This is a genomic window from Sphingomonas sp. (assembly GCF_039595165.1).
Lineage (GTDB): Bacteria > Pseudomonadota > Alphaproteobacteria > Sphingomonadales > Sphingomonadaceae > Sphingomonas.
On sequence record NZ_JBCNMA010000004.1, the window covers coordinates 18,726 to 40,454 of the forward strand.

21 protein-coding genes are annotated in these 21,729 nt (G+C 67.8%); 17 read left to right on the plus strand and 4 right to left on the minus strand.

Going from position 1 to position 21,729, the window contains the following annotated elements:
• Window positions 1-172: 172 nt before the first annotated feature.
• Genes recJ through ABDV68_RS01265 form a run of 3 tightly spaced genes read right to left on the minus strand, consistent with a single transcriptional unit; the run spans window position 173 to window position 4,784 of the window.
• Window positions 173-1,927, minus strand: coding sequence for a single-stranded-DNA-specific exonuclease RecJ (gene recJ / locus ABDV68_RS01255; RefSeq protein WP_343517826.1), 1,755 nt, complete (start codon window positions 1,925-1,927; stop codon window positions 173-175).
• A gap of 38 nt (window positions 1,928-1,965) precedes the next feature.
• The gene (locus tag ABDV68_RS01260) at window positions 1,966-3,258 is read right to left on the minus strand and encodes an MFS transporter (protein WP_343517827.1); all 1,293 of its coding nucleotides are present in this window, start codon (window positions 3,256-3,258) and stop codon (window positions 1,966-1,968) included.
• 44 nt (window positions 3,259-3,302) lie between these two features.
• Window positions 3,303-4,784, minus strand: a complete 1,482-nt coding sequence (locus ABDV68_RS01265; RefSeq protein ID WP_343517828.1) for a S41 family peptidase — start codon at window positions 4,782-4,784, stop codon at window positions 3,303-3,305.
• A 249-nt stretch (window positions 4,785-5,033) separates the two neighbouring features.
• On the opposite strand from ABDV68_RS01265, the gene rpsU reads away from it, so the two are divergent.
• The 11 genes from rpsU to ABDV68_RS01320 all read left to right on the plus strand — a co-directional run bounded on the left by rpsU (window position 5,034) and on the right by ABDV68_RS01320 (window position 14,375).
• On the plus strand, window positions 5,034-5,240 hold the full coding sequence (gene rpsU, locus ABDV68_RS01270) for a 30S ribosomal protein S21 (protein ID WP_010162663.1): 207 nt from the start codon (window positions 5,034-5,036) through the stop codon (window positions 5,238-5,240).
• Window positions 5,241-5,332: 92 nt separating this feature from the next.
• On the plus strand, window positions 5,333-5,956 hold the full coding sequence (locus tag ABDV68_RS01275; protein WP_343517829.1) for an FKBP-type peptidyl-prolyl cis-trans isomerase: 624 nt from the start codon (window positions 5,333-5,335) through the stop codon (window positions 5,954-5,956).
• An 89-nt stretch (window positions 5,957-6,045) separates the two neighbouring features.
• Window positions 6,046-7,461 carry a cytochrome ubiquinol oxidase subunit I gene (locus tag ABDV68_RS01280; protein ID WP_343517830.1) on the plus strand — a complete coding sequence of 472 codons (1,416 nt, stop codon included), beginning with the start codon at window positions 6,046-6,048 and terminating at the stop codon, window positions 7,459-7,461.
• Window positions 7,451-8,458 carry a cytochrome d ubiquinol oxidase subunit II gene (gene cydB, locus ABDV68_RS01285; RefSeq protein ID WP_343517831.1) on the plus strand — a complete coding sequence of 336 codons (1,008 nt, stop codon included), beginning with the start codon at window positions 7,451-7,453 and terminating at the stop codon, window positions 8,456-8,458. Before ABDV68_RS01280 ends, cydB begins: the two co-directional genes overlap by 11 nt.
• Window positions 8,455-8,577 (plus strand): DUF2474 domain-containing protein, encoded by a 123-nt coding sequence (locus tag ABDV68_RS01290; protein ID WP_343517832.1) that lies wholly within the window; start codon window positions 8,455-8,457, stop codon window positions 8,575-8,577. The genes cydB and ABDV68_RS01290 overlap by 4 nt, the downstream gene beginning before the upstream one ends.
• A 71-nt stretch (window positions 8,578-8,648) precedes the next feature.
• Entirely contained in the window at window positions 8,649-9,530 is an 882-nt protein-coding gene (gene rfbA, locus ABDV68_RS01295) for a glucose-1-phosphate thymidylyltransferase RfbA (protein WP_343517833.1), read from the plus strand.
• Window positions 9,527-10,093 (plus strand): dTDP-4-dehydrorhamnose 3,5-epimerase, encoded by a 567-nt coding sequence (gene rfbC, locus ABDV68_RS01300; protein WP_343517834.1) that lies wholly within the window; start codon window positions 9,527-9,529, stop codon window positions 10,091-10,093. The genes rfbA and rfbC overlap by 4 nt, the downstream gene beginning before the upstream one ends.
• Before the next feature lie 5 nt (window positions 10,094-10,098).
• Window positions 10,099-11,157, plus strand: a complete 1,059-nt coding sequence (gene rfbB / locus ABDV68_RS01305; protein ID WP_343517835.1) for a dTDP-glucose 4,6-dehydratase — start codon at window positions 10,099-10,101, stop codon at window positions 11,155-11,157.
• On the plus strand, window positions 11,154-12,032 hold the full coding sequence (rfbD, locus tag ABDV68_RS01310) for a dTDP-4-dehydrorhamnose reductase (protein WP_343517836.1): 879 nt from the start codon (window positions 11,154-11,156) through the stop codon (window positions 12,030-12,032). Before rfbB ends, rfbD begins: the two co-directional genes overlap by 4 nt.
• Window positions 12,032-13,408: an MBOAT family O-acyltransferase gene (locus tag ABDV68_RS01315; RefSeq protein ID WP_343517837.1), complete on the plus strand. Its 1,377-nt coding sequence runs from the start codon at window positions 12,032-12,034 to the stop codon at window positions 13,406-13,408. The genes rfbD and ABDV68_RS01315 overlap by 1 nt, the downstream gene beginning before the upstream one ends.
• Window positions 13,395-14,375: a hypothetical protein gene (locus tag ABDV68_RS01320; protein WP_343517838.1), complete on the plus strand. Its 981-nt coding sequence runs from the start codon at window positions 13,395-13,397 to the stop codon at window positions 14,373-14,375. The genes ABDV68_RS01315 and ABDV68_RS01320 overlap by 14 nt, the downstream gene beginning before the upstream one ends.
• 4 nt (window positions 14,376-14,379) lie before the next feature.
• Here the strand turns inward: ABDV68_RS01320 and ABDV68_RS01325 are convergent, their stop codons facing one another.
• Complete coding sequence (locus tag ABDV68_RS01325) at window positions 14,380-15,783, minus strand: sugar transferase (protein WP_343517839.1); 1,404 nt, start codon at window positions 15,781-15,783, stop codon at window positions 14,380-14,382.
• Window positions 15,784-16,012: 229 nt separating this feature from the next.
• Here ABDV68_RS01325 and ABDV68_RS01330 point away from each other — a divergent pair, with 229 nt between their 5' ends.
• Genes ABDV68_RS01330 through neuC form a run of 6 tightly spaced genes read left to right on the plus strand, consistent with a single transcriptional unit; the run spans window position 16,013 to window position 21,727 of the window.
• The gene (locus ABDV68_RS01330; RefSeq protein ID WP_343517840.1) at window positions 16,013-17,023 is read left to right on the plus strand and encodes an NAD-dependent 4,6-dehydratase LegB; all 1,011 of its coding nucleotides are present in this window, start codon (window positions 16,013-16,015) and stop codon (window positions 17,021-17,023) included.
• Between the two features lie 8 nt (window positions 17,024-17,031).
• Complete coding sequence (locus ABDV68_RS01335) at window positions 17,032-18,225, plus strand: LegC family aminotransferase (protein WP_343517841.1); 1,194 nt, start codon at window positions 17,032-17,034, stop codon at window positions 18,223-18,225.
• Window positions 18,226-18,229: 4 nt separating this feature from the next.
• Window positions 18,230-18,904, plus strand: coding sequence for an acylneuraminate cytidylyltransferase family protein (locus ABDV68_RS01340; RefSeq protein WP_343517842.1), 675 nt, complete (start codon window positions 18,230-18,232; stop codon window positions 18,902-18,904).
• The gene (locus ABDV68_RS01345) at window positions 18,904-19,542 is read left to right on the plus strand and encodes a hypothetical protein (RefSeq protein ID WP_343517843.1); all 639 of its coding nucleotides are present in this window, start codon (window positions 18,904-18,906) and stop codon (window positions 19,540-19,542) included. The genes ABDV68_RS01340 and ABDV68_RS01345 overlap by 1 nt, the downstream gene beginning before the upstream one ends.
• On the plus strand, window positions 19,539-20,543 hold the full coding sequence (gene neuB / locus ABDV68_RS01350) for an N-acetylneuraminate synthase (RefSeq protein WP_343517844.1): 1,005 nt from the start codon (window positions 19,539-19,541) through the stop codon (window positions 20,541-20,543). Before ABDV68_RS01345 ends, neuB begins: the two co-directional genes overlap by 4 nt.
• Window positions 20,540-21,727, plus strand: coding sequence for a UDP-N-acetylglucosamine 2-epimerase (gene neuC / locus ABDV68_RS01355; RefSeq protein WP_343517845.1), 1,188 nt, complete (start codon window positions 20,540-20,542; stop codon window positions 21,725-21,727). Before neuB ends, neuC begins: the two co-directional genes overlap by 4 nt.
• Window positions 21,728-21,729 lie beyond the last annotated feature (2 nt).

Genomic DNA, 21,729 nt, shown 5'->3' on the forward strand with positions numbered 1-21,729 from the left:
TTGATGGTACCAGACTCACCACTAGATTCATTATGTCGTCATATCAGCTACTTACCTTAGGTTCACAGCTTCCGTAGGGGTCACCAGCGGACTCGAAATCATGCGGGGCATGATTTCGGCCGCTGGTGACGGCGGCGACAGCCGCCGGGCGGCCGCTCCGCGTTCCCGAGCCTCAATCCGCCCAGGCGGCATCCTCGACATGGATCTCGGCCGCGGGCCGGGCGCCCCAGTCGTCAATCTTCGCGCGGCCTGCGATCCACAGCCGCCGGTCGCGCGGCGCGCCGAGCAGGGCGAGGCCGAGCGGCGTATCGGCCGAGCGGAACGCCACGCATTTGATGCTGCGCCCGTCCTCACCCGCGACGATCGCGCGGACATGGCCGTTGCCGACGATGTCGCACTTGATCATCCGCACCGGTCCCGCGGCGACACGCGGCGCCGGCCAGCCCATGCCATAGGGGCCGCCGGCCTCCATCGCATTGACCAGCTCGGGATTGACCCCGCCCGGGGCAAGCACCGCGTCGAGCAGCAGCGCCCGCTCGCCCGACGCGCGCGCGACAGTCTCGGCGAGCTTCGCCTCGAGGAAGGCGGTGAACTCGGCGATTTGTCCCTCGGCCACGGTCACGCCGGCCGCCATCGCATGCCCCCCGCCGGCGATCAGCAGCCCGGCTTCCTTGGCCGCGAGGATCGCCGCGCCCAGATCGACTCCGGCGATCGAGCGGCCCGAGCCTTTGCCGATCCCGTCCTCGCCGATCGCGATGACGATCGCCGGCCGGCCGAGCTTTTCCTTGAGGCGCCCCGCGACGATGCCGATGACCCCCGGATGCCAGCCGCGGGCCGCGACCACCGCCACCGCGCCCTCGGCGGGCATCGCCTCGGCCGATTGCTGCACTTCGCCCTCGATCGCGCGCCGCTCCTCGTTGAGCCGGTTCAGCTCTTCCGCGATCACTCGCGCCTCGTCCGGGTCCTCGGTGGTCAGCAGCCGCACGCCCAGGTCCGACTTGCCGACGCGCCCGCCGGCATTGATCCGCGGCCCCAGCGCGAAACCGAGATCGGTGCAGGTCGGCGCGCGGGTGAGGCGCGACGCCTCGATCAGCGCATTCATCCCGACATTGCGCCGCTGCGCCATCACCTTGAGGCCTTGCGCCACGAAGGCGCGGTTGAGCCCCTTGAGCGCGGCGACATCGGCCACCGTGCCCAGCGCGACTATATCGAGCAAATCGAGCAGCTTGGGCTCGGCCCGGTTCGCGAAAAATCCGCGCCCGCGGAGCACGCGCACCAGCGCCGCGCCGAGCAGCCACGCGACCCCCACCGCCGCCAGATGCCCGTGCAGCCGCCCCTCGTCCTCGTCGAGCCGGTTGGGGTTCACCAGCGCGAGCGCAAGAGGGAGCTCGGATGCGCATTTGTGATGATCGACCACGATCACCTCGGCGCCCGCCGCGCTCGCCTCGGCCAGCGCGTCGAACGCCATCGCGCCGCAATCGACCGTGACGATGAGGTCGGCGCCCTCGCGCTTGAGCCGAACCAGCGCCTCGCCCGAGGGGCCATAGCCCTCCATCAGCCGGTCCGGAATGTAGGCGCGGGGGGCGAGGCCGAGGTCGCGCAGCAACCGGATCAGCAACGCCGCCGAGGTCGCCCCGTCGACGTCGTAATCGCCGAACACCGTCACCGCCTCGCCGCGCTGCACGGCGTCGGCGAGCCGCTCGGCGGCCTTGTCCATGTCGCGGAAGATCGACGGGTCCGGCATGAAGGCGCGGATGCTGGGCGCGCGGTGCGCTTCCAGCTCCTCGCGCGCGCAGCCGCGGGTGAGCAGCAACTGCGTCACCAGATCGTCGGGCGCGAATCCGGGATCGCGCGCATCCGCCGCCAGCCCGCGCCAGCGCCAGGGCTGGCCGAGGATCGAGCTATGGACGTTGAGCACGGGAGTCATCCGGGGGTCTTAGCGCGGATCGGCGGGCAGGGGAATCGTCAGTCCTCCAGGATACGGCTGTGCGTGCGCGTGTCGCGCATGCGCAGGTACACGACCAGCGACACGCCGATCATCGCGGTCACATACCAGTAGAAGCCCCGCTCCCAGCCGCGGTCCTTGAACCATAGCGCGACATATTCCGCGGTCCCGCCGAAGATCGCGTTGGCCAGCGCATAGGGCAGGGCGACGCCGAGCGTGCGGATATGCGCGGGGAACAACTCCGCCTTCACCACCGCGTTGATCGAGGTGTAGCCGGTGACGATCACCAGCGCGCCGAGCATCAGCGCGAACGCCGCCCAGGCGCTGGTCACCTGCTCCAGCGCGGTGAAGATCGGGTAGGTGCACAGCACGCCGAGAACCCCGAATCCGACCATCAGCGGCTTGCGTCCGACCCGGTCGGAGAGGGCGCCCGCCAGCGGCTGGATGCACATGAACACGAACAGCGCCGCGGCGTTGATTTCCGACGCGGTTTCGCGGTCGAAGCCCGAGGTGTTGACCAGGAACTTCTGCAGGTAGATCGAATAAGCGTAGAAGGCGAGCGTGCCCCCGGCGGTGAGCGCCATCACCAGCAGGAACTCGCCGGGATGCTCTCTGAGCAGCGCCAGTGCCCCGGTCCTGCGGCCCTCCGCCTTGGCGTTGTGAAAGCTCTCGGTCTCGGCGAGCCCGCGCCGAAGCCAGAACACGATCACCGCCAGCGCGCCGCCGATGAAGAACGGGATGCGCCAGCCCCAGCTTTCCAGCGCCGTCTCGCTCATCGCCGCCTGCAGCACCAGCAGCACGCTCAATGCGATCAGTTGGCCCGAGATCAGGGTGACATATTGGAAGCTCGAGAAGAAGCCGCGGCGCTTCTTGCCCGCCATCTCGGAGAGATAGGTCGCGCTCGCGCCATATTCGCCGCCGATCGACAGCCCCTGCATCAGCCGCGCGAACACCAGCAGCGCCGGCGCCACCCAGCCGATCGTCTCGTATCCCGGCGTCACCGCGATCAGCAGCGACCCCGCGCACATCAGCGACACCGACAGCGTCAGCCCCGCCTTGCGCCCGTAGCGGTCGGCATAGACTCCCATCAGCCACCCGCCGATCGGCCGCATCAGGAAACCGACCGCGAACACCGCGGCGGTGTTCAGCAACTGGGTGGTCTGATCGCCCTTGGGAAAGAAGTGCGGCGCGAAATAAAGGGTGAAGGCGGCATAGGCGTACCAGTCGTACCATTCGACCAGATTGCCGGCCGACCCGCCCAGGATCGATTTGAGGCGCTGCCTCGTGTCGGCAGCGCCGCTCGCGTCATGCATGCGTTGCTCTCCCCATCGCGGCGAAGCTTAGCCGCCGGGTAGCGTCAGTACAGCCCCGGCACCTCGCGCTGCGGCGTGGTCGGCCGGTCGGGCGAAACCAGCTCCATCGGCTTCCCGAGCTGCGCGCCGGCGGCTTGCGGGCTGAGGCCGGGGCTGCCCGCCGCGGCCGAAGCACTGATCGGCGTGCAGCTGCGGCCCGCCAGGAAGTCGAGCGCGCGGCGCGTCGACTGCTCCTGCGGGTCACCGAGCTGACGGCTGATATCGTCGTTCGCCTGGCAGGTCGCGCCCATGAACGCGGCGAGGCCGTTATAATAGGCGCCCTGGTGCGCGCTGTTCTCGAGCGCGAACGCGATCACGCGCAGCCGGTCGTCGCACGCCGCGCGGTCGATCGCGATCTGGCCGACCGGCTTGCCATAGGTGTTGGTCCCGACCAGCGCCGCGCGGTTGCCGAGATAGGGGATGAAGGTGTTCATCACCAGCTCGCTCGCCGAGGCGGAGCCGCCGGTGCCGATGAAGGCGATGCGCGTCGGCGCGATCGATTGCGGCTGCGGCGCGAAATAGACCGTCTCGTTGTTCGACGCCTTGGACGGGCGGAAGGTAACGTAGTTGGCGACGGTCGAGGTCGTGCGGTCGGCGCCGAGCAGGTTGTTGACCAGATCCGCGATCGAGATCAGCCCGCCGCCATTGTAGCGCACGTCGATGATCACGTCGGTGATGCCCTGCGCCTTGAAGTTGGCGAAGGCGTTGCGCAGCGGCGTCTCCGCCGTGTTGATGAAGGTGCGCAGGTTGATGTAGCCGACCTTGCGCCCGGCATCGTCGATCACCTTGGCGCCGTAGCGCGCCGACACCGGGGTCAGCGTGAAGTCGGCCATCGCCAGCGTCACGTTGCGCGTGCCCGCGGCGTCGCGCACCTGGAACACGCGAGTGAGCCCCACCGCCGGCGTGCCGAGCGCGTTGTTGAGGCCCGCGGTTCCCTCGCTCGACAGGATCGAGCTGACGGTGCGCAGGTTCGACGTGGTGGTGCCGATCGACACGATCTCCGCGCCGCGATCGACCCCGGCATTGAGCGCCGGCGCGCCCTCGAACGATTCGGTGATGACCAGCCGGTTCGAGCCGTCGAGCGCGAGGCGGAAGCCGAACCCGGCGCTCGAGCCCGAATTATAATAGGCGTTCTCCTCGGCGATCGAGGTGAGGTAGGTGAAGAAGCGATCCTTGTTCTGCGCCCGCGCGCCCGCGGTCAGCGCGTCGAGATAGGCCTCGACCGTCGAATAGGAGGCGGGGTTGAGGTTCGCGGGCAGCGTCTCGGGGAACAGATACCATTCGTTCATCTGCGCCGCGACCCAGTCCTGGCGCGCACGCAATGCGCAGGTGCCCGAGGGGGTCGGCGTCGGGGCGGCGCCGGTCCCCCCGCCGCCTCCGCCGCCGATGCTGCCCGAGCTGCCGCCCCCGCCACAGGCCGAGAGCAAGGCGAGGATTGCGGTCATCGCCGTCAGGCGTCCCGCGGCACTCTTGGATACGCGCTTCATTTCAGTATCTTACCTCGTTCGAATCGCGCCGTCAGCCGAAAATGCGAAGCCGGTCCCGCGAATGATGCGCCGATCATCTCCAGTCGGCCGCAAAAGACAAGGCGATAGAAGGAGTCGGCGCCCGCTGCCGCCGGAGTCGCGCCCTTGTCATTCCAGCCTCTCCCTGCTAGGGGCCGCATCCTGACGCCCGGGGCAGGTGCTTCGGCGAACCCTTTTCTATTGAATATGATTCGGAGTTGAGACGGCCTTATGCAAATCATCGTTCGCGACAATAACGTCGACCAGGCGCTGCGCGCGCTCAAGAAGAAGCTGCAGCGTGAGGGCGTCTATCGCGAGATGAAGCTGCGCCGTCACTACGAGAAGCCCAGCGAGAAGCGCGCCCGCGAGCGCGCCGCCGCAGTCCGCCGCGCGCGCAAGCTCGAGCGCAAGCGCATGGAGCGCGACGGCGCCCGTTAAGGCCGTTCGGATCGCTCCCGCGTGCGCGTGGGAGCGTGACTCTTGTGACTTTCCGCCGCGACCTCCGCGCGGCAACCCGGGATAGCTGAGCCATGTCGTCCGTCACCGCCGTGCCGATCGCGCCGACCAAGCGCAGCTATCTCGTGTGGATCTGGGTCGGCATCGTCGTGGCGATCGCCGCCGCGGTAGCGCTGGCATGGGTCGGCACCTCGACTCAGGCGGTGCGCGATTCGCTGCCCAACGACAAGTTCCTGGCCGCGAACAAGTCGCAGGCGAACGTGATCGAGACCGCCTCGGGCCTGCAGTATGAAGTGCTCAAGGAAGGCACCGGCGCCAGCCCGACGGAGGGCGACGTCGCGCTGGTGATGTACAAGGGCACGCTGCGCGACGGCACGCAGTTCGACGCCAGCCAGCAGCCGACCCCGCTCCCCGTCGCGGGGATGATCCCCGGCTTCACCGAAGCGCTCAAGCTGATGAAAAAGGGCGGCAAGTACCGCATCTGGATCAAGCCCGAGCTCGGCTATGGCGCCGAGCCGCGCAAGGACCAGCAGGGCCGCGAAGTGCTCCCCGCCAACTCGCTGCTGGTGTTCGAGGTCGAGCTGTTCGAGTTCATGCCGCAGGCGCAGTTCATGCAGATGATGCAGCAACAGCAGCAGATGGGCGGCGGCATGCCCGGCGGCCCGCCCCCGGGCGCCGAGCCCCCGCAGGGCCGCTGAGCTTCCGGGAATTGCCTGCACCCGCGATTGCGTCGCGTGCACTTGCCCAACGATTGCGAAAGGCGCACTAGCCCGCCGCGGAGGGCAACGTGTTCGACGCATTCGACCCGATCATCCTGGCGCGAATCCAGTTCGCGTTCACGGTCAGCTTCCATTTCATCTTCCCGGCCTTCTCGATCGGGCTGGCCAGCTATCTGATGGTGCTCGAGGGGCTGTGGCTGCGCACCGGCAAGCAGCTCTACCTCGACCTGTTCAAATTCTGGATCAAGATCTTCGCCATCGCCTTCGCGATGGGCGTCGTCTCGGGCATCGTCATGTCCTACCAGTTCGGCACCAACTGGGCGGTGTTCTCGGACAAGGCGGGGCCGGTGATCGGCCCGCTGATGGCCTATGAGGTGCTCACCGCCTTCTTCCTCGAAGCCGGCTTCCTCGGCGTGATGCTGTTCGGGATGAACAAGGTCGGGCGCAAGCTGCACTTCGCCGCCACCTGCATGGTCGCGGTCGGCACCTTCATCTCGGCGTTCTGGATTCTGTCGGTGAACAGCTGGATGCAGACGCCGGTCGGTTACGCGATCAACGAGGCGGGGCAGTTCGTCCCCGCCGCGCCGTGGTGGGACATCGTGTTCAACCCGAGCTTCCCTTACCGCCTGATCCACACCGTGACCGCCGCCTATCTCACCACCGCGCTGGTGGTCGGCGCGGTCGGCGCCTGGCACCTGCTCAAGGACAAGGCCGATCCGCATGCGCGGAAGATGTTCAGCATGGCGATGTGGATGGCCGCCCTGGTCGCGCCGGTGCAGATCTTCGTCGGCGACCAGCACGGCCTCAACACCCTCGAGCATCAGCCGCAGAAGGTGATGGCGATGGAAGGCCATTATCACAGCCATCCCGAGGGTGCTCCGCTGATCCTGCTCGGCCTGCCCAATGCCAAGGAGAAGCGAGTCGACTATGCGGTCGAGATCCCCAAGCTCGGCTCGCTGATCCTCAAGCACGATCCCAACGCGCCGCTCGCCGGGCTCGACACGATCCCGGACACGGACGAGCCGCCAGTCTGGATCGTCTTCTGGTCGTTCCGCATCATGGTCGGCATCGGCCTGCTGATGCTCGGGCTCGGCCTGTGGAGCCTCATCGCGCGCTGGCGCGGCAAGCTCTACGAATGGCCGCTGCTGCATCGCGTGGCGATCCTGATGGGGCCCTCGGGCTTCGTCGCGGTGATCGCCGGCTGGGTGACGACCGAGGTCGGGCGCCAGCCCTTCACCGTCTACAATCTGCTGCGCACCGTCGACAGCGCCTCGCCATTGGCGGCGCCGGCGGTCGGCGCATCGCTGGTGGCATTCGTTCTGGTCTATTTCGCGGTGTTCGGCTTCGGCACCTGGTACATCCTCAAGCTGATGCAGAAGGGTGCGCAGCCGCACGAGCCCGAGATCACCGACGATGCGCCGATCCGCGCCGCCGGGATCACGCCGGGACCCGCGCAGAAGGGGGAACTGCCCGATGGCCGCTGATCCGACGCTGGCGATGATCTGGGCGTTCCTGATCGCCTTCGCCGTGTTCGCCTATGTCGTGATGGACGGGTTCGATCTCGGCATCGGCATCCTCTTTCCCGCCTTCGAGGTGGGGGAGGAGCGCGACAAGGCAATGAACTCGATCGCACCGGTATGGGACGGCAACGAGACCTGGCTGGTGCTCGGCGGCGGCGGGCTGATGGCTGCGTTTCCGCTGGCCTATGCCGTCATCCTGCCGGCACTCTACCCGCCGATCATCGCGATGCTGCTCGCGCTCGTCTTCCGCGGCGTCGCCTTCGAGTTCCGCTGGCGCGATCCGGGCCACCGCCGCTGGTGGGACTTGGCCTTCACCGCAGGCTCGTTCGTCGCGGCGCTGAGCCAGGGCGTCATCCTCGGCGCGCTGCTGCAGGGGATCGCGGTTGCCGACCGCGCCTATGCCGGCGGCTGGCTCGACTGGCTGACGCCGTTCACCTTGCTCACCGGGCTCAGCGTGGCGGCGGGCTATGCGCTGCTCGGCGCGACCTGGCTGATTTGGAAGACCGATGGGCGCGGGCAGGAACATGCCTATCGCCTCGCCGGCTGGTTCGGTCTCGCGACGCTCGCCGCGATCGGTGCGGTCAGCGTCGCGACGCTGTTCCTGTCGCACGGCTATTGGCAGCGCTGGCTCGAATTTCCGAATGTGCTGGCGACCGCACAGGTGCCGCTGCTCACCGCGATCACTGCCTTCGCCTTCTACCGCTCGCTCAAGAAGAAGCGCGAGACGCGGCCGTTCTTCCTCGCGCTCGGCCTGTTCCTGATGGGGTTCGTCGGGCTCGGCATCAGCATGTGGCCCTATGTCATCCCGCGCAGCGTGACGATCATGGACGCCGCCGCGCCCGCCGCGAGCCAGGGCTTCATGCTGATCGGCGCGGGGCTGCTGATCCCGATCATCCTCGCCTACACCGCCTGGTCCTATTGGGTGTTCCGCGGCAAGGTCGGCGCGGAGGGCTATCATTGAGAGCCGAGGACGCTCCCGGCCCGTTGTGGAAGCGGCTGGCGTGGCTCGTCGGTATCTGGGCTGCGAGCGTCGCCGTTCTGGGGCTGGTCGCCGCGATCATCCGCTACTGGCTGTCGTAAGCGTTGTCTCGCCCGCCGCCATCGACTAGGGCGGCGGCCGTCTCAGACCAAGGCGGGGAATCGGCCGGAATATGAAGGGCATTATTCTGGCGGGGGGCAGCGGCACGCGCCTCTATCCCGCGACGCTGGCGATCTCCAAGCAGCTGCTGCCGGTGTTCGACAAGCCGATGATCTATTATCCGCTGTCGGTGCTGATGCTCGCCGGCATCCGTGAGATCCTGATCATCTCCACCCCGCGCGACCTGCCGATGTTCGAGGCGCTGCTGGGCGACGGATCGGCGTTCGGGGTGAGCTTCAGCTACGCCGTCCAGCCTCAGCCCAACGGTCTCGCCGAGGCGTTCGTGATCGGCGCCGACTTCGTGAACGGCGGGCCAAGCGCGCTGATCCTCGGCGACAACATCTATCACGGCGACAAGATGGGCGAGAAATGCCGCGTCGCCGCCGACGAGGCCGCGCGCGGCGGGGCCAATGTCTTCGCCTATCATGTCGACGATCCCGAGCGCTACGGCGTGGTCTCGTTCGACCCCGAGACCGGCCGCGCGACCAGCGTCGAGGAGAAGCCGGCCAATCCCCAATCGAACTGGGCGATCACCGGCCTCTATTTCTACGACAAGGATGTCGTCGACATCGCCAGGTCGATCCAGCCCTCGGCGCGCGGCGAGCTCGAGATCACCGACGTCAACCGCACTTATATGGAGCGCGGCGACCTTCACATCACCCGGCTCGGCCGCGGCTATGCCTGGCTCGACACGGGGACGCACGAGAGCCTGCACGAGGCCGGGGCCTTCGTCCGCACGATCGAGCACCGCACCGGCATCAAGATCGCCTGTCCGGAGGAGATCGCGATGGAGCTCGGCTGGCTCGACGGCGACGCCGTGCTTCGCCGCGCCGCCAGCCTCGGCAAGACCGGCTATGCCGACTACCTCAAGAAGCGCGTCGCGAGCCTCGCATGACTCAGTTCAACCGCCTCGCCATCCCCGACGTGATCGAGGTCGTGCCGCCCAAATATGGCGATCATCGCGGGTGGTTCTCGGAGGTGTTCAAGCTTTCGGCCTTCGCGGCGGAGGGTGTGGATATCGACTGGATCCAGGACAATCAGAGCTTCTCGGCGCAGGTCGGGACGGTGCGCGGGCTGCACTTCCAGGTGCCGCCGGTGGCGCAGGACAAGCTGGTCCGGGTGCTGCGCGGATCGATCTACGACGTCGCGGTCGATATCCGGAAGGGCTCGCCGAGCTACGGCAAATGGGTCGGGGCCGAGCTGTCGGCGGAGAAGTGGAACCAGCTGCTCGTGCCCGCGGGCTTCGCGCATTGCTTCATGACGCTGACTCCGGATACCGAAGTGCTCTACAAGGTGAGCGGCCCCTATTCGAAGGAACATGAGGGCGCAATCCTGTGGAACGACCCCGATCTCGGCATCGACTGGCCTGATCTCGGTGTGGAACCTACGCTGTCGGAAAAGGACCTGGTCGCGCCGCGACTAGCCAACTTCGACTCCCCCTTCGTCTACGAGGGCTGACCCAGATGCGGACCATTCTCGTCACCGGCGGCGCCGGCTTCATCGGTTCGGCGGTGGTCCGCCACCTCGTCCGCAAGGGCCTGCGCGTCGTCAATCTCGACCTGCTGACCTATGCCGGCAACCCGGCGAGCCTGAAAGCGATCGAGAACGCCCCCAACCATCGATTCGTGCAGGGCGATATCGCCGACGTGCCGCTGATCCTGTCGCTGCTGCGCGAGGAGCAGGTCGACGGCATCATGCATCTCGCCGCCGAAAGCCATGTCGACCGCTCGATCGACGGCCCTGGCGCGTTCGTCGAGACCAATGTCGTCGGCACCTTCCGCATCCTCTCCGCCGCGCTCGAATATTGGCGCGGGCTGGAAGGGGCGAAGAAGGACGGCTTCCGCTTTCACCATATCTCGACCGACGAGGTGTTCGGCGACCTGCCCTTCGACAGCGGCATATTCACCGAGGACACGCCCTATGCGCCGTCCTCGCCCTACTCCGCGTCCAAGGCGGCGAGCGACCATTTCGTCCGCGCCTGGCACGAGACCTACGGGCTGCCGGTTGTGCTCTCCAACTGCTCGAACAACTACGGACCCTATCACTTCCCCGAGAAGCTGATCCCGCTGGTCATCCTCAACGCGCTCGAGGGCAAGCCGCTGCCGGTCTACGGCAAGGGCGAGAACGTCCGCGACTGGCTCTATGTCGACGATCACGCCAAGGCGCTCGAGCTGGTGCTGACCAAAGGCGCGGTCGGCGAGAGCTACAATGTCGGCGGGCGCAACGAGCGCACCAACCTCCAGGTGGTCGAGACGATCTGCGACGTGCTCGACGCGCGCGTGCCGCTGGCCGACGGTCGCAGCCGCCGCGAGCTCATCACCTTCGTCACCGACCGCCCCGGCCACGACCGCCGCTATGCGATCGATGCGACCAAGATCGAGCGCGAACTCGGCTGGAAGGCCGAGGAGAGCTTCGACACGGGCCTCGCGCGTACGGTCGACTGGTATCTCGACAATCGCTGGTGGTGGGAGCCGATCCGCTCGGGCAGCTATGCCGGCGAGCGGCTCGGCAAGACCGCGTGAAGATCCTCGTCACCGGCCGCGACGGCCAGGTCGCGCAGAGTCTCGCCGAGCGCCATGGCGCGCACGAGCTGGTGTTCGCCGGGCGGCCCGACCTCGATCTTGCCGATCCCGGGTCGATCGAGCGCACCGTTGCTGCGGTCAATCCTGAACTGGTGATCTCGGCCGCCGCCTATACTGCGGTCGACAAGGCCGAGGACGAGCCCGAGCTGGCGATGGCGGTCAATGGTGAGGGGCCGGGCGCGCTCGCCCGTGCCGCCGCGAAGCTCGGCGCGCCGGTGATCCATTTCTCGACCGACTATGTCTTCGACGGATCGCTCGACCGGCCGTGGCGCGAAGACGATCGCGTCGCCCCGCTCGGCGTCTATGGCGCGACCAAGCTCGTGGGCGAGCAGGCAGTCGCGGCGTCGCGCGCGACCTATGCGATCCTGCGCACCGCCTGGGTCTATAGCCCGTTCGGCGCCAATTTCGTCAAGACGATGCTGCGCGTCGCCGAGACGCGCGATGCGCTCAACGTGGTCGAGGACCAGTTCGGCTGCCCGACCAGCGCGCTCGACATCGCCGACGGGATCATGGCGGTGGTCGCGGGCTTGCAGAACGGACGCGGCGGCAATGCCATCTATCATCTCGCCGGCACCGGCGAGACGCACTGGGCCGATTTTGCCCGCGCGATCTTCGCCGAGAGCGCGCAGCGCGGCGGTCCTACAGCCGAAGTGACCGGCATCCCGTCGAGCGGCTATCCCACGCGCGCGACGCGTCCGGCCAATTCGCGGCTCGACTGCACGCGCATGGCGAAGACCTTCGGCTGGCGCGCACCGCGCTGGCAGGACTCGCTCGGCGTGGTGATGGACCGGCTGGTCGGGACCCGCACCGCCTGATGGCGACGGCCGTGGCCAATGCGGTTGCGGGGCAGGGGGCGGTTCCGGCCGGCACGCGTTCGCTCTGGTCCAAGCTCGTCCTGCTCGCGGGCTCGATCGCGCTGATCTGGGCGATTGCCGGCGCGTGGCAGATCCCGCTGTTCATCCTGGCGCTGATCACCGTGGCGTGGGGCGTGATCGTCGCGCTCGACATCCGGCTCAAGGAGCCGGTGGCCCGCCGCCGCGCGGGATCGGCCTGCGTCGCCGCGATCATGCTCGGGCTGATCGCCGCCAACATGACCGGCGCGCTCAGCACGCTCACCGGCCTCGCCGAATCGCTCGAAGGGCAGCTGCCGATCATGCTCGGCATCAGCTTCTATGCGCTTCAGGTTTCCGGCGTCGCGTCCGACCTGCTGCGCGGCGAGATCGCGCGGCCGCGCTTCCTCGACTATCTCCTGTTCATCCTGCTCGGCTTCAAATTCTACAGCGGGCCGCTCGAGCGCGCGATCGATCTTGACCGCATCGTCAACCGCGTGCCGCCGCTTACCCTCGACCGGGTGTGGGAGGGGTTCAGTTGGACCTTGCTCGGCGTGTTCATGAAGTTCGTGATCGGCAACCCGCTGGTCGAGTTCATCGATCTCGACACCGCCAACCCGATCGCCACCTTCTGGGTCGCGACGGTCGCGGAGCTGCGCATTTATTTCGACTTTGCCGGCTACAGTTTCATGGCGGTGGGGCTCGCCAAGATTGCGGGGATCGAGCTCACCAACAATTTCCGCCAGCCGCTCTATGCCCCCAATATCCGCGATTTCTGGCACCGCTGGCACGTCAGCCTCGGCCAGTGGCTGCGCCAGTATATCTACTATCCGGCGCGCGAGGCGCTGCGCGAGCGCGCGATCAAGACTCGGCTGCTGGCGCCCTCGGTCTTTTTCGTCTCCGCGCTGTGGCATGGCGCGACCTTCAATTTCGCGCTGTGGGGCATCATCCACGCCTTCGTCTTCTGGCTCTATGTCGTGGTGCTCTCCAAGCGTCGCTGGCCGTCCTTGCTCGCGCACCTCTCGATCATCCTGCTGCTGATCTTCGTGCGGCTGCTCTATATCGACGATAATGCCGGGCGGCTGGCGGGCAAGCTCGCCGCGTTCGGCAGCATCGACGCCTGGCGCGCCGGCTTCGCCGCGCTGGCGAGCGTCCGGCCCTCGACCATCCCGCAACTGCCCGCGATCGCGGTGGCGCTCGGCGTGATCTTCATCGCGCTCGAGGCGCTGAGCGCGAAGCGCTACGGCACGCTCGACTATCGCCTGTTTCGCACGCTGCCGGGCATGGCGGCGATCCTCGTCCTCACCCTGCTGCTCGCGCACCAGCAGCCCGAAGCGATCTTCGTCTATGCGCGCCACTGACCCGCGGCTGTGGTTCATCGCGCTGGCGCTCGGCGCGACCGGCGCGGCGGGGTTCGTCAATGCGCGCTACCTGCGCACCAACTATGATTCGGTGGCGGTCAACTATCGCGGCGAGATCGAGCACGTCCGCAAGGCCATCGCGCGAGTACCGGGCCCGCGGCTGATCATTGCCGGCGGGTCGAGCACCCTGTTCGGGCTCGACGCAGCCGCGGTCGAGCGCGAACTCGGCGTCCCCGCGGTCAATGCCGGCATGCCCAGCATGCTCGGCAGCGAGGACGTCTATAACGAGTTCCTGGCGTCGCTGGTGCGGCCGGGCGATCTCGTCGTCTATTCCAACAGCCACTGGATGGCGCCTTCCACTCAGCGCCAGTCGCGCGACGAGGCGGTCGATGCGGCGCGGATCGCCGACCGGCTCTCGCGCATGGGGCCGATCGAGTTCAGCCTGCGCGGTGAGGCGGCGTGGCCGACCTTCCTGTTCCTGCCGCACCGCGCGTTGATCGGGCAAGTCGCGGATCCGCATCCGCACGTGCCGCTCGACTGGCAGCGCGACGCCAATGCCAGCGCGGTCGCCTGCAAGCTCAATCTGCGCAACCGCGTGCCGCTCGATGCGCCGGAATCGATGCCGCCCGAGTCGATGTTCGCGCGCAGCCGCGAAGTCGTGCAGAGCGTGAAGGCGCGCGGCGGCGACACGGTCCTCGCCGAATCCTGGACGCTGATCCACGAACGCGAGCGCGGGCACTGGCAGCCCTATCGCCATTTGCTGGTCCGCGGTCTCGCCCGGATCGCGCCGGTGGTCGGGGCGCCCGAGCCGCTCGCCCTCAATGCCGTCGTGAAGGATTTCTGCGACAGCCCGCTGCACCTGACCTCGGCGGGCCGCAAGGTCAGGACCGACCATCTCATCGCGGCATTCCGCACCGACCCGGCGCTGCGGGAAAAGCTCGACCGGCTGCGCGAACGCCGCCGCTGACGCCTCAGAACGCGTTGCGGTGGAGCAGCACGCGGAAGGTCATCAGCACGATCTGAATGTCGCGCCAGATCGTCCAGTGATCGAGATATTCCAGATCGGCCTGCAGCCGGTTGGTCAAGTCGTCCTCATGGAAGGTCGCGCCGCGATAGCCGCGTACCTGGGCGAGCCCGGTGAGACCCGGCTTGGCGCTGTGGCGGTGCCAGTAGCGCTGGTCGACTTCCCAGAAGAGCTTGTCCGCCGCGCGCGAGCCCAGCGCGTGCGGGCGAGGGCCGACGATGCTCATCTCGCCGCGCAGCACGTTGATCAGCTGCGGCAGCTCGTCGATGCTGGTCCTGCGGATGAACGCGCCGACCTTGGTGATGCGATCGTCGTCGCGGCTGGTCGAGCGGTCGCCCGCGCCGTCGAGCGTCTCGACGCGCATGCTGCGGAACTTGAGCATGCTGAACATCTTGTTGCCGCGGCCGATGCGCACCTGCTTGAAGAACACCGGGCCGTCGCTGTCGAGCTTGATCAGCGCCGCGACCACCAGGAACAGCGGCGACAGGAGCACCAGCGCCGATCCCGCGACCGCGACGTCGAAGCCGCGCTTGATCACGCGGTCGAGCAGGTCGAGCGGACCGGTGGAGACGATCACCGTCGGCATCGGGCCATGGCGCGCCACGCCGAGCGGGGCGAGTTCGGCGAGCTCGGGGATCAGCATCTCGCTCTGGATGTTCGCGCCCTTGAGCGCGCTCGCCCAGGCGATGCGGCGCTCCGGACGGCACGCCACCACGACCCGGTCCGCGCTGCCCAGCGCCTTGGACAGCCGGTCGTACATCAGCGGGTCGTGCTTGTCGGGGTCGAGGTCGAAATCGGCCGCCATCAGCACCGAGAAGTCGCCCTCCGGCACTTGCTGCCCGGCGTCGCAGATCAGCACGGTCGAATGGATCGCCATGCCGCGCGAGCGGCGCAGGAAATGCGCGAAGCCATAGCGGCCGACGGCGAGGCTCAGCACCGACAGGCCCGCGCCGAAACCGAGCGTCAGGCGCGAGAATTGCGCGCTGGTCTTGAGCACGAAGGCGACCAGGATGACGATGCACAACGCCGTCAGGAAGGCGCGCACCGAGCGGGTGATGCTGAGAAAGCGGTTCTCGAGCGCATCGACCGAATAGGCGTGGAGGTTGCTGGCGCTCACCAGGTAGATCGGGATGACGATCCCCGCGATCAGGATCCAGCCGGTGTTGTGGGTGACGCCGACGGTACCGTAGAGCTCGCCCGCCGCGAGGAAGCTCAGGGCGATGCAGGCGATGTCGAGCAGGAACAGGCCCGCGATCAGCCGGGCGTTGCCGACTCCGCTGGCCGCCCGCCATTTGCTGGATGGCTTGGCCGAGTTGAGCCCCCATTGTGCGGTCTTGTGGCTGTAATTCATGTTGCCCCTGAACCTGAGCCGACTCAGCCGATCTGTGCGCGGTCCCCTATTCCGATTCGTAGTTATCCACAAGGTCACTGCGTTGGTACGCGCCTCCCAAACGGTAGAAAAACGGGATGTTACCGCGTTGCGGAAAATCGGCGTCACCGTTAATGCGCTGGCCGCGGACGGGTCGCCGGTGTGACGGGATCGTAGGGCGCCGCCGTATTGTTCTATCGAGGGGCAGATCGTGAAACTGAGCGGCAAGCGTGTTCTCGTTACCGGAGCCGACGGCTTCATCGGGTCGCATCTCACCGAATATCTGGTCGAGCAGGGCGCCGACGTGCGCGCCTTCGTCTATTACAACAGCTTCAACAGCTGGGGCTGGCTCGACACCTCGAAGCCGGAGATCCGCAAGTCGCTCGACGTCTTCGCCGGCGACATCCGCGACCCTTACGGCGTGCGCAAGGCGATGGAAGGGTGCGACGTCGTCATGCACCTCGCCGCGCTGATCGCCATCCCCTATTCCTACCATTCGCCCGACACGTACATCGACACCAACGTCAAGGGCACGCTCAACGTCGTCCAGGCGGCGCGTGACCTCGGCGTCGAGCGCGTCGTCCACACCTCGACCAGCGAGGTCTACGGCACCGCGCGCTTCGTGCCGATCACCGAGGAGCACCCGCTGCAGGGCCAGTCGCCCTATTCGGCGAGCAAGATCGGCGCCGACCAGATCGCGCAGAGCTTCTTCCTGTCGTTCGACACACCCGTCGCGACGATCCGCCCGTTCAACACCTATGGCCCGCGTCAGTCGGCGCGCGCGGTGATCCCGACGATCATCACCCAGATCGCCGCGGGCGCGAACGAGATCCGGCTCGGCGCCACTCACCCGACGCGCGACTTCAACTATGTCCGCGACACGGTGCGCGGCTTCGTTGCGGTCGCGGAGTCGGACAGGGCGCTGGGCGAGGTGATCAACATCGGCAGCAACTACGAAATCTCGGTCGGCGACACCGCCGCGCTGATCGCCGAGCGGATGGACCGCGAGGTCCGCATCGTCAGCGAGGACCAGCGCATGCGCCCCGACGGGAGCGAGGTCGAGCGGCTGTGGGCGGAGAACGCCAAGGCGCGCGAGCTGACCGGCTGGGCGCCGGAATATGCCGAGCGCGAGGGCTTTGGCCGCGGGCTCGACGAGACCATCGCCTGGTTCAGCGACCCGGCGAACCTCGCGCGCTACAAGACCGACATCTACAATATCTGAGGATCCGCATGGCGAGCGCTGCCCCGACCGAACCGACCCCCGCGATCGCCCAGGACATCCTCGGCGCCATGCGGCAGGTGCTGGGCACGCCCAACGGCATGATCCCGCTCCACGAGCCCGAGTTCGCGGGCAACGAGTGGGCCTATGTCAAGGAATGCATCGACACCGGCTGGGTCTCGTCGGTGGGCTCCTACGTCAACCGGATCGAGGGCGATCTCGCCGACTTCACCGGCGCAAGCCACGCGATCGCGACGGCCAATGGCACTGCGGCGCTGCACATCTGCCTGCTGCTCGCGGGCGTCGAGCCGGGCGACGAGGTGCTTCTCCCGACGCTGACCTTCATCGCCACCGCCAACGCCGTCTCCTACATCCAGGCCACGCCGCATTTCGTGGATTCGGAAGCGCGCACCCTCGGCGTCGATGCGGAATCGCTCGACGCGCATCTGCGCGAGGTGGCGGAGGTGTCGGGCGACCGCTGCGTCAACCGCCGCACCGGCGCGACGATCCGCGCGCTGGTGGTGATGCACGCCTTCGGCCACCCGTGCGATCTCGACGCGCTGGCCGAGGTCGCGGCGCGCTGGAAGATCGTGCTGGTCGAGGATGCCGCGGAATCGCTCGGCTCCTATTACAAGGGCCGCCACACCGGCAATGTCGGCCGCATCGCCGCGCTGAGCTTCAACGGCAACAAGGTGATGACCACCGGCGGGGGCGGGGCGATCCTCACCAACGACCCCGAGCTCGGCCGCCATGCCAAGCACCTCACCACCACCGCACGCGTGCCGCACCGCTGGAACTTCATCCATGACGAGGTGGGCTACAACTACCGCCTGCCGAACCTCAACGCCGCGCTCGGCTGCGCCCAGCTCGAGCGCGTGCCGGGGATGATCGAGCGCAAGCGCAAGCTCGCCGACCGTTACGCCGCCGCCTTTGCCGAGGTGCCCGGCGTACGCTTCCTCGTCGAGCCCGCGCAGTGCGTCAGCAACTATTGGCTCAACACAATCGTGCTCGATCCGGCGCAGGCCGATGCGCACGAGGCGGTGCTGGGCGTGCTCAACGACGCCGATTACATGTCGCGCCCGCTCTGGACGCTGATGCACCGGCTGCCGATGTACGCGGCTTGCCCGCGCGCCGATGTGAGCGTCGCGGAGGGGCTGGCCGCGGCGGTGATCAACCTGCCGAGTAGCCCGAAGCTGGCCGACTGAGTCGATGGCCGTCTTCGCCCTCATCCCGGCACGCGGCGGCTCCAAGGGCATCCCGCGCAAGAACATCCGCGAGATCGCGGGCAAGCCGCTGATCGCCTGGACGATCGAGGCGGCGCGTGCCGCGCCCGGAATCGACGCGGTGGTGGTGAGCACCGAGGACGACGAGATCGCCGCCGTGTCGCGCGAATGGGGCGCCGAGGTGCCGTTCATGCGCCCGGCGAAGCTGGCGGCGGACGAGACGCCGGGGATCGACCCCGTGCTCCACGCGATCGACCAGCTGCCGGCCTATGACGCGGTGCTGCTGCTTCAGGCCACCTCGCCGTTGCGCACGACCGCGGATATCGACGGCATCCTCGCGCTGGCCGCGCAGACCGACGCCCCGGCGGTGGTGTCGGTGTGCGAGCCCGAGGATCACCCCAACTGGATGTACCGGCTCGATGCCAGCGCACGGCTCGCGCCGCTAATGCCCGTGCCCGAAGTGGCACGGCGTCAGGACCTGCCCCCGGTCTATGCGCTCAACGGCGCGATGTACTTCGCGCGCACCGCGTGGCTGCGCGAGACGCGCGGGTTTCTGAGCGCGGAGACGCGCGGCTATCCGATGCCCGCCGAACGCTCGGTGGACATCGACACCCCGCTCGACTGGCGCGTCGCCGAGATGCTGCTGCGGGGCGAGGGCTGATGCCGCCGCTGTTCATCCTAGGCACCGGCGGCCAGGCGCGCGACGTCGCCGACATCGCGGACGCGCTCGGCTACCGCACCGTGTTCGTGACGCGCGACCCCGCCATCATCGCGAGCTGGACCCGCGACGACGAGATCGTCGACGAGGAAACCGCGCTCGCGCGGGCGGCGGACGAGGCGTTCGTCGTCGGCGTCGGCGACAACCGCACCCGCGCCGCGATCGCCCGGCGGTTGCGCGGCACGCTGCGCTTCCCCAGCCTGATCCATCCCGACACCAGCTTCGGTCGAGGCTCGCGCGCCGCGGTCGAGGCCGCCGCCGGGACCGTGGTGTTCGCCGGCGCGCGCTTCACCAACAATGTCGCGTTCGGCGACTTCTGCATCGTCAATCTCGCCGCGACCGTCTCGCACGATGTCGAGCTGGGCGATTTCGCCAACCTGTCGCCCGGCGCGTCTATCGCCGGCAACGTCCGGATCGGGGAGGGCGCCCTGATCGGGGTGCGCGCGGCGGTGAATCAGGGTAGCGACACGCGCAAGCTCGAGATCGGCGCCTGGACCATGGTCGGATCGGGCGCCGCGGTGATCCGCGACTGCGAGCCCAACGCGGTCTATGTCGGTGTGCCAGCAAGGAAGATTCGTTGAAGACGCTCATCATCGCCGAGGCCGGGGTCAACCATAATGGCGACATGGCTCTGGCGCGCCGGCTGGTCCGCGCCGCCGCTGATGCCGGTGCCGACATGGTCAAGTTCCAGACCTTCCAGGCGAGCAAGATCACCGCGGCGCATGCCCCCAAGGCCGATTACCAGAAGGAAACCACCGGCACCGGCGAGAGCCAGCAGGAGATGATCGCCAGGCTCGAGCTGTCGCGCGCCGATCACGACATGCTGGTCGCCGAATGCGCTGATGCCGGCATCCACTTCTTCTCGACCGGGTTCGACGAGGACAGCCTCGACATGCTGGTCGAGCTGGGAATCGACCGGATCAAGGTTCCCTCGGGTGAGATTACCAACCTGCCGCTGCTGCGACATATCGCGGGCAAGGGCCTTCCGGTGATCCTCTCGACCGGCATGGCCGACATGGCCGATATCGAAGCTGCGATCGGCGTGCTGGAAGTGGGCGGCGTCCAACGCGCGCGCATTACCGTGCTCCACTGCAACACCGAATATCCGACGCCGATGCGGGACGTGAACCTGCCCGCGATGCGCAACATCGCCGCCGCCTTCGGGGTCGAGGTCGGCTATTCGGACCATACGATGGGGATCGAGTTGCCGATCGCCGCGGTCGCGCTCGGCGCGACGGTGATTGAGAAGCACCTCACGCTCGACCGCAACCTGCCCGGTCCCGACCACCGCGCCAGCCTCGAGCCCGGCGAGTTCGCGCACATGGTCCGGGCGATCCGCAACATCGAGCAGGCGGTGGCCGGCGACGGGATCAAGCGTCCGAGCCCGAGCGAGGCCAAGAACCGCGCCATCGCCCGCAAGTCGCTGGTCGCCGCGCGTGCCATCGCCGCGGGCGAGGCGTTCGGCGCCGACAATCTCACCGCCAAGCGCCCCGGCACTGGTATCTCGCCGATGCGCTGGGACGAGGTGGTCGGCCGTACCGCCCACCGCGCCTTCGCGGCCGACGAGCTGATCGAGCTGTGAGCGCGCGCCGCATCTGCGTCGTCACCGGGACCCGAGCCGAATATGGCCTGATGCGCGGGCTGATCGCGGGCCTGCGCGACGACGATGCGTTCGAGCTGCAGCTCGCCGTCACCGGCATGCATCTCTCGCCCGAGTTCGGCCTGACGTGGCGCGAGATCGAGGCCGACGGCTTTCCGATCGACGAGCGGGTCGAGATCCTGCTCAGCAGCGACACCCCGGTCGGGGTGAGCAAGGCGATGGGCCTCGGCATGATCGGCTTTGCCGAGGCCTTCGCGCGGCTCAAGCCCGACCTCGTCGTCGTGCTCGGTGACCGGTTCGAAATTCTCGCGGCGGCGTCCGCGGCGTTGGTCGCGGGCATCCCGATTGCGCACATCCATGGCGGCGAGACCACCGAGGGCGCGTTCGACGAGGCGATCCGCCATTCGGTGACCAAGATGTCGCACCTGCACTTCACCGCCGCGGCGCCCTATCGCGACCGGGTGATCCAGCTCGGTGAGGCGCCCGAGCGCGTGTTCCTGGTCGGCGGGCTCGGCATCGACGCGATCAAGGGGCTCCCGTTGCTCGACCGCGCCGAGTTGGAGGCGCAGCTCGACCTCAAGTTCGGCGAACGCAACCTGATGGTGACCTTCCACCCGCCGACGCTGGAGCCGGGCGAGACCACGGCGCAGATGCAGGCGCTGCTCGACGCGCTCGATTCGCTGGGGCCGGAGACCCATCTCCTCTTCACCATGCCCAATGCCGACACGGGCGGGCGCGAACTCGCCGCGATGGTCGACCGCTTCGTCGCAGCGCGCGACAACGCCCGAGTCTTCACCTCGCTCGGCCAGCTTCGCTATCTCTCCTGCATGCGCCTCATGGATGGGGTGGTGGGCAACTCGTCGAGCGGCCTGATCGAGACGCCGAGCTTCGGAATCGGCACGGTCAATATCGGCGATCGCCAGGCCGGTCGGCTCAAGGCGGCGAGCGTGATCGATTGTGCGCCGCAACAAGACGCGATAGAGGCGGCCCTGGAACGGCTGTTCTCGGACGATTTCCGCAAGGGGCTGGCAGGGGTGGAGAATCCCTATGGCACCGGCGGCGCTACCACGGCGATTCTCGACGTGCTGCGCCGGCATCCTTTGTCGGGATTGCTCAAAAAGTCGTTTCACGACATTGCCTTGGCAACGGATACCGGGGAGCGATAGAC

Bases quoted from the DNA above. Each gene is read 5' to 3' on its own strand.
- ABDV68_RS01315 (WP_343517837.1), top strand. From the start codon at position 12,032: ATGGCGACGGCCGTGGCCAATGCGGTTGCGGGGCAGGGGGCGGTTCCG.
- recJ (WP_343517826.1), bottom strand. From the start codon at position 1,927: ATGACTCCCGTGCTCAACGTCCATAGCTCGATCCTCGGCCAGCCCTGG.
- rfbA (WP_343517833.1), top strand. From the start codon at position 8,649: ATGAAGGGCATTATTCTGGCGGGGGGCAGCGGCACGCGCCTCTATCCC.
- rfbB (WP_343517835.1), top strand. From the start codon at position 10,099: ATGCGGACCATTCTCGTCACCGGCGGCGCCGGCTTCATCGGTTCGGCG.
- ABDV68_RS01340 (WP_343517842.1), top strand. From the start codon at position 18,230: ATGGCCGTCTTCGCCCTCATCCCGGCACGCGGCGGCTCCAAGGGCATC.
- ABDV68_RS01260 (WP_343517827.1), bottom strand. From the start codon at position 3,258: ATGCATGACGCGAGCGGCGCTGCCGACACGAGGCAGCGCCTCAAATCG.
- ABDV68_RS01275 (WP_343517829.1), top strand. From the start codon at position 5,333: ATGTCGTCCGTCACCGCCGTGCCGATCGCGCCGACCAAGCGCAGCTAT.
- ABDV68_RS01325 (WP_343517839.1), bottom strand. From the start codon at position 15,783: ATGAATTACAGCCACAAGACCGCACAATGGGGGCTCAACTCGGCCAAG.
- cydB (WP_343517831.1), top strand. From the start codon at position 7,451: ATGGCCGCTGATCCGACGCTGGCGATGATCTGGGCGTTCCTGATCGCC.
- ABDV68_RS01335 (WP_343517841.1), top strand. From the start codon at position 17,032: ATGGCGAGCGCTGCCCCGACCGAACCGACCCCCGCGATCGCCCAGGAC.
- ABDV68_RS01345 (WP_343517843.1), top strand. From the start codon at position 18,904: ATGCCGCCGCTGTTCATCCTAGGCACCGGCGGCCAGGCGCGCGACGTC.
- rpsU (WP_010162663.1), top strand. From the start codon at position 5,034: ATGCAAATCATCGTTCGCGACAATAACGTCGACCAGGCGCTGCGCGCG.
- ABDV68_RS01320 (WP_343517838.1), top strand. From the start codon at position 13,395: ATGCGCGCCACTGACCCGCGGCTGTGGTTCATCGCGCTGGCGCTCGGC.
- rfbC (WP_343517834.1), top strand. From the start codon at position 9,527: ATGACTCAGTTCAACCGCCTCGCCATCCCCGACGTGATCGAGGTCGTG.
- ABDV68_RS01265 (WP_343517828.1), bottom strand. From the start codon at position 4,784: ATGAAGCGCGTATCCAAGAGTGCCGCGGGACGCCTGACGGCGATGACC.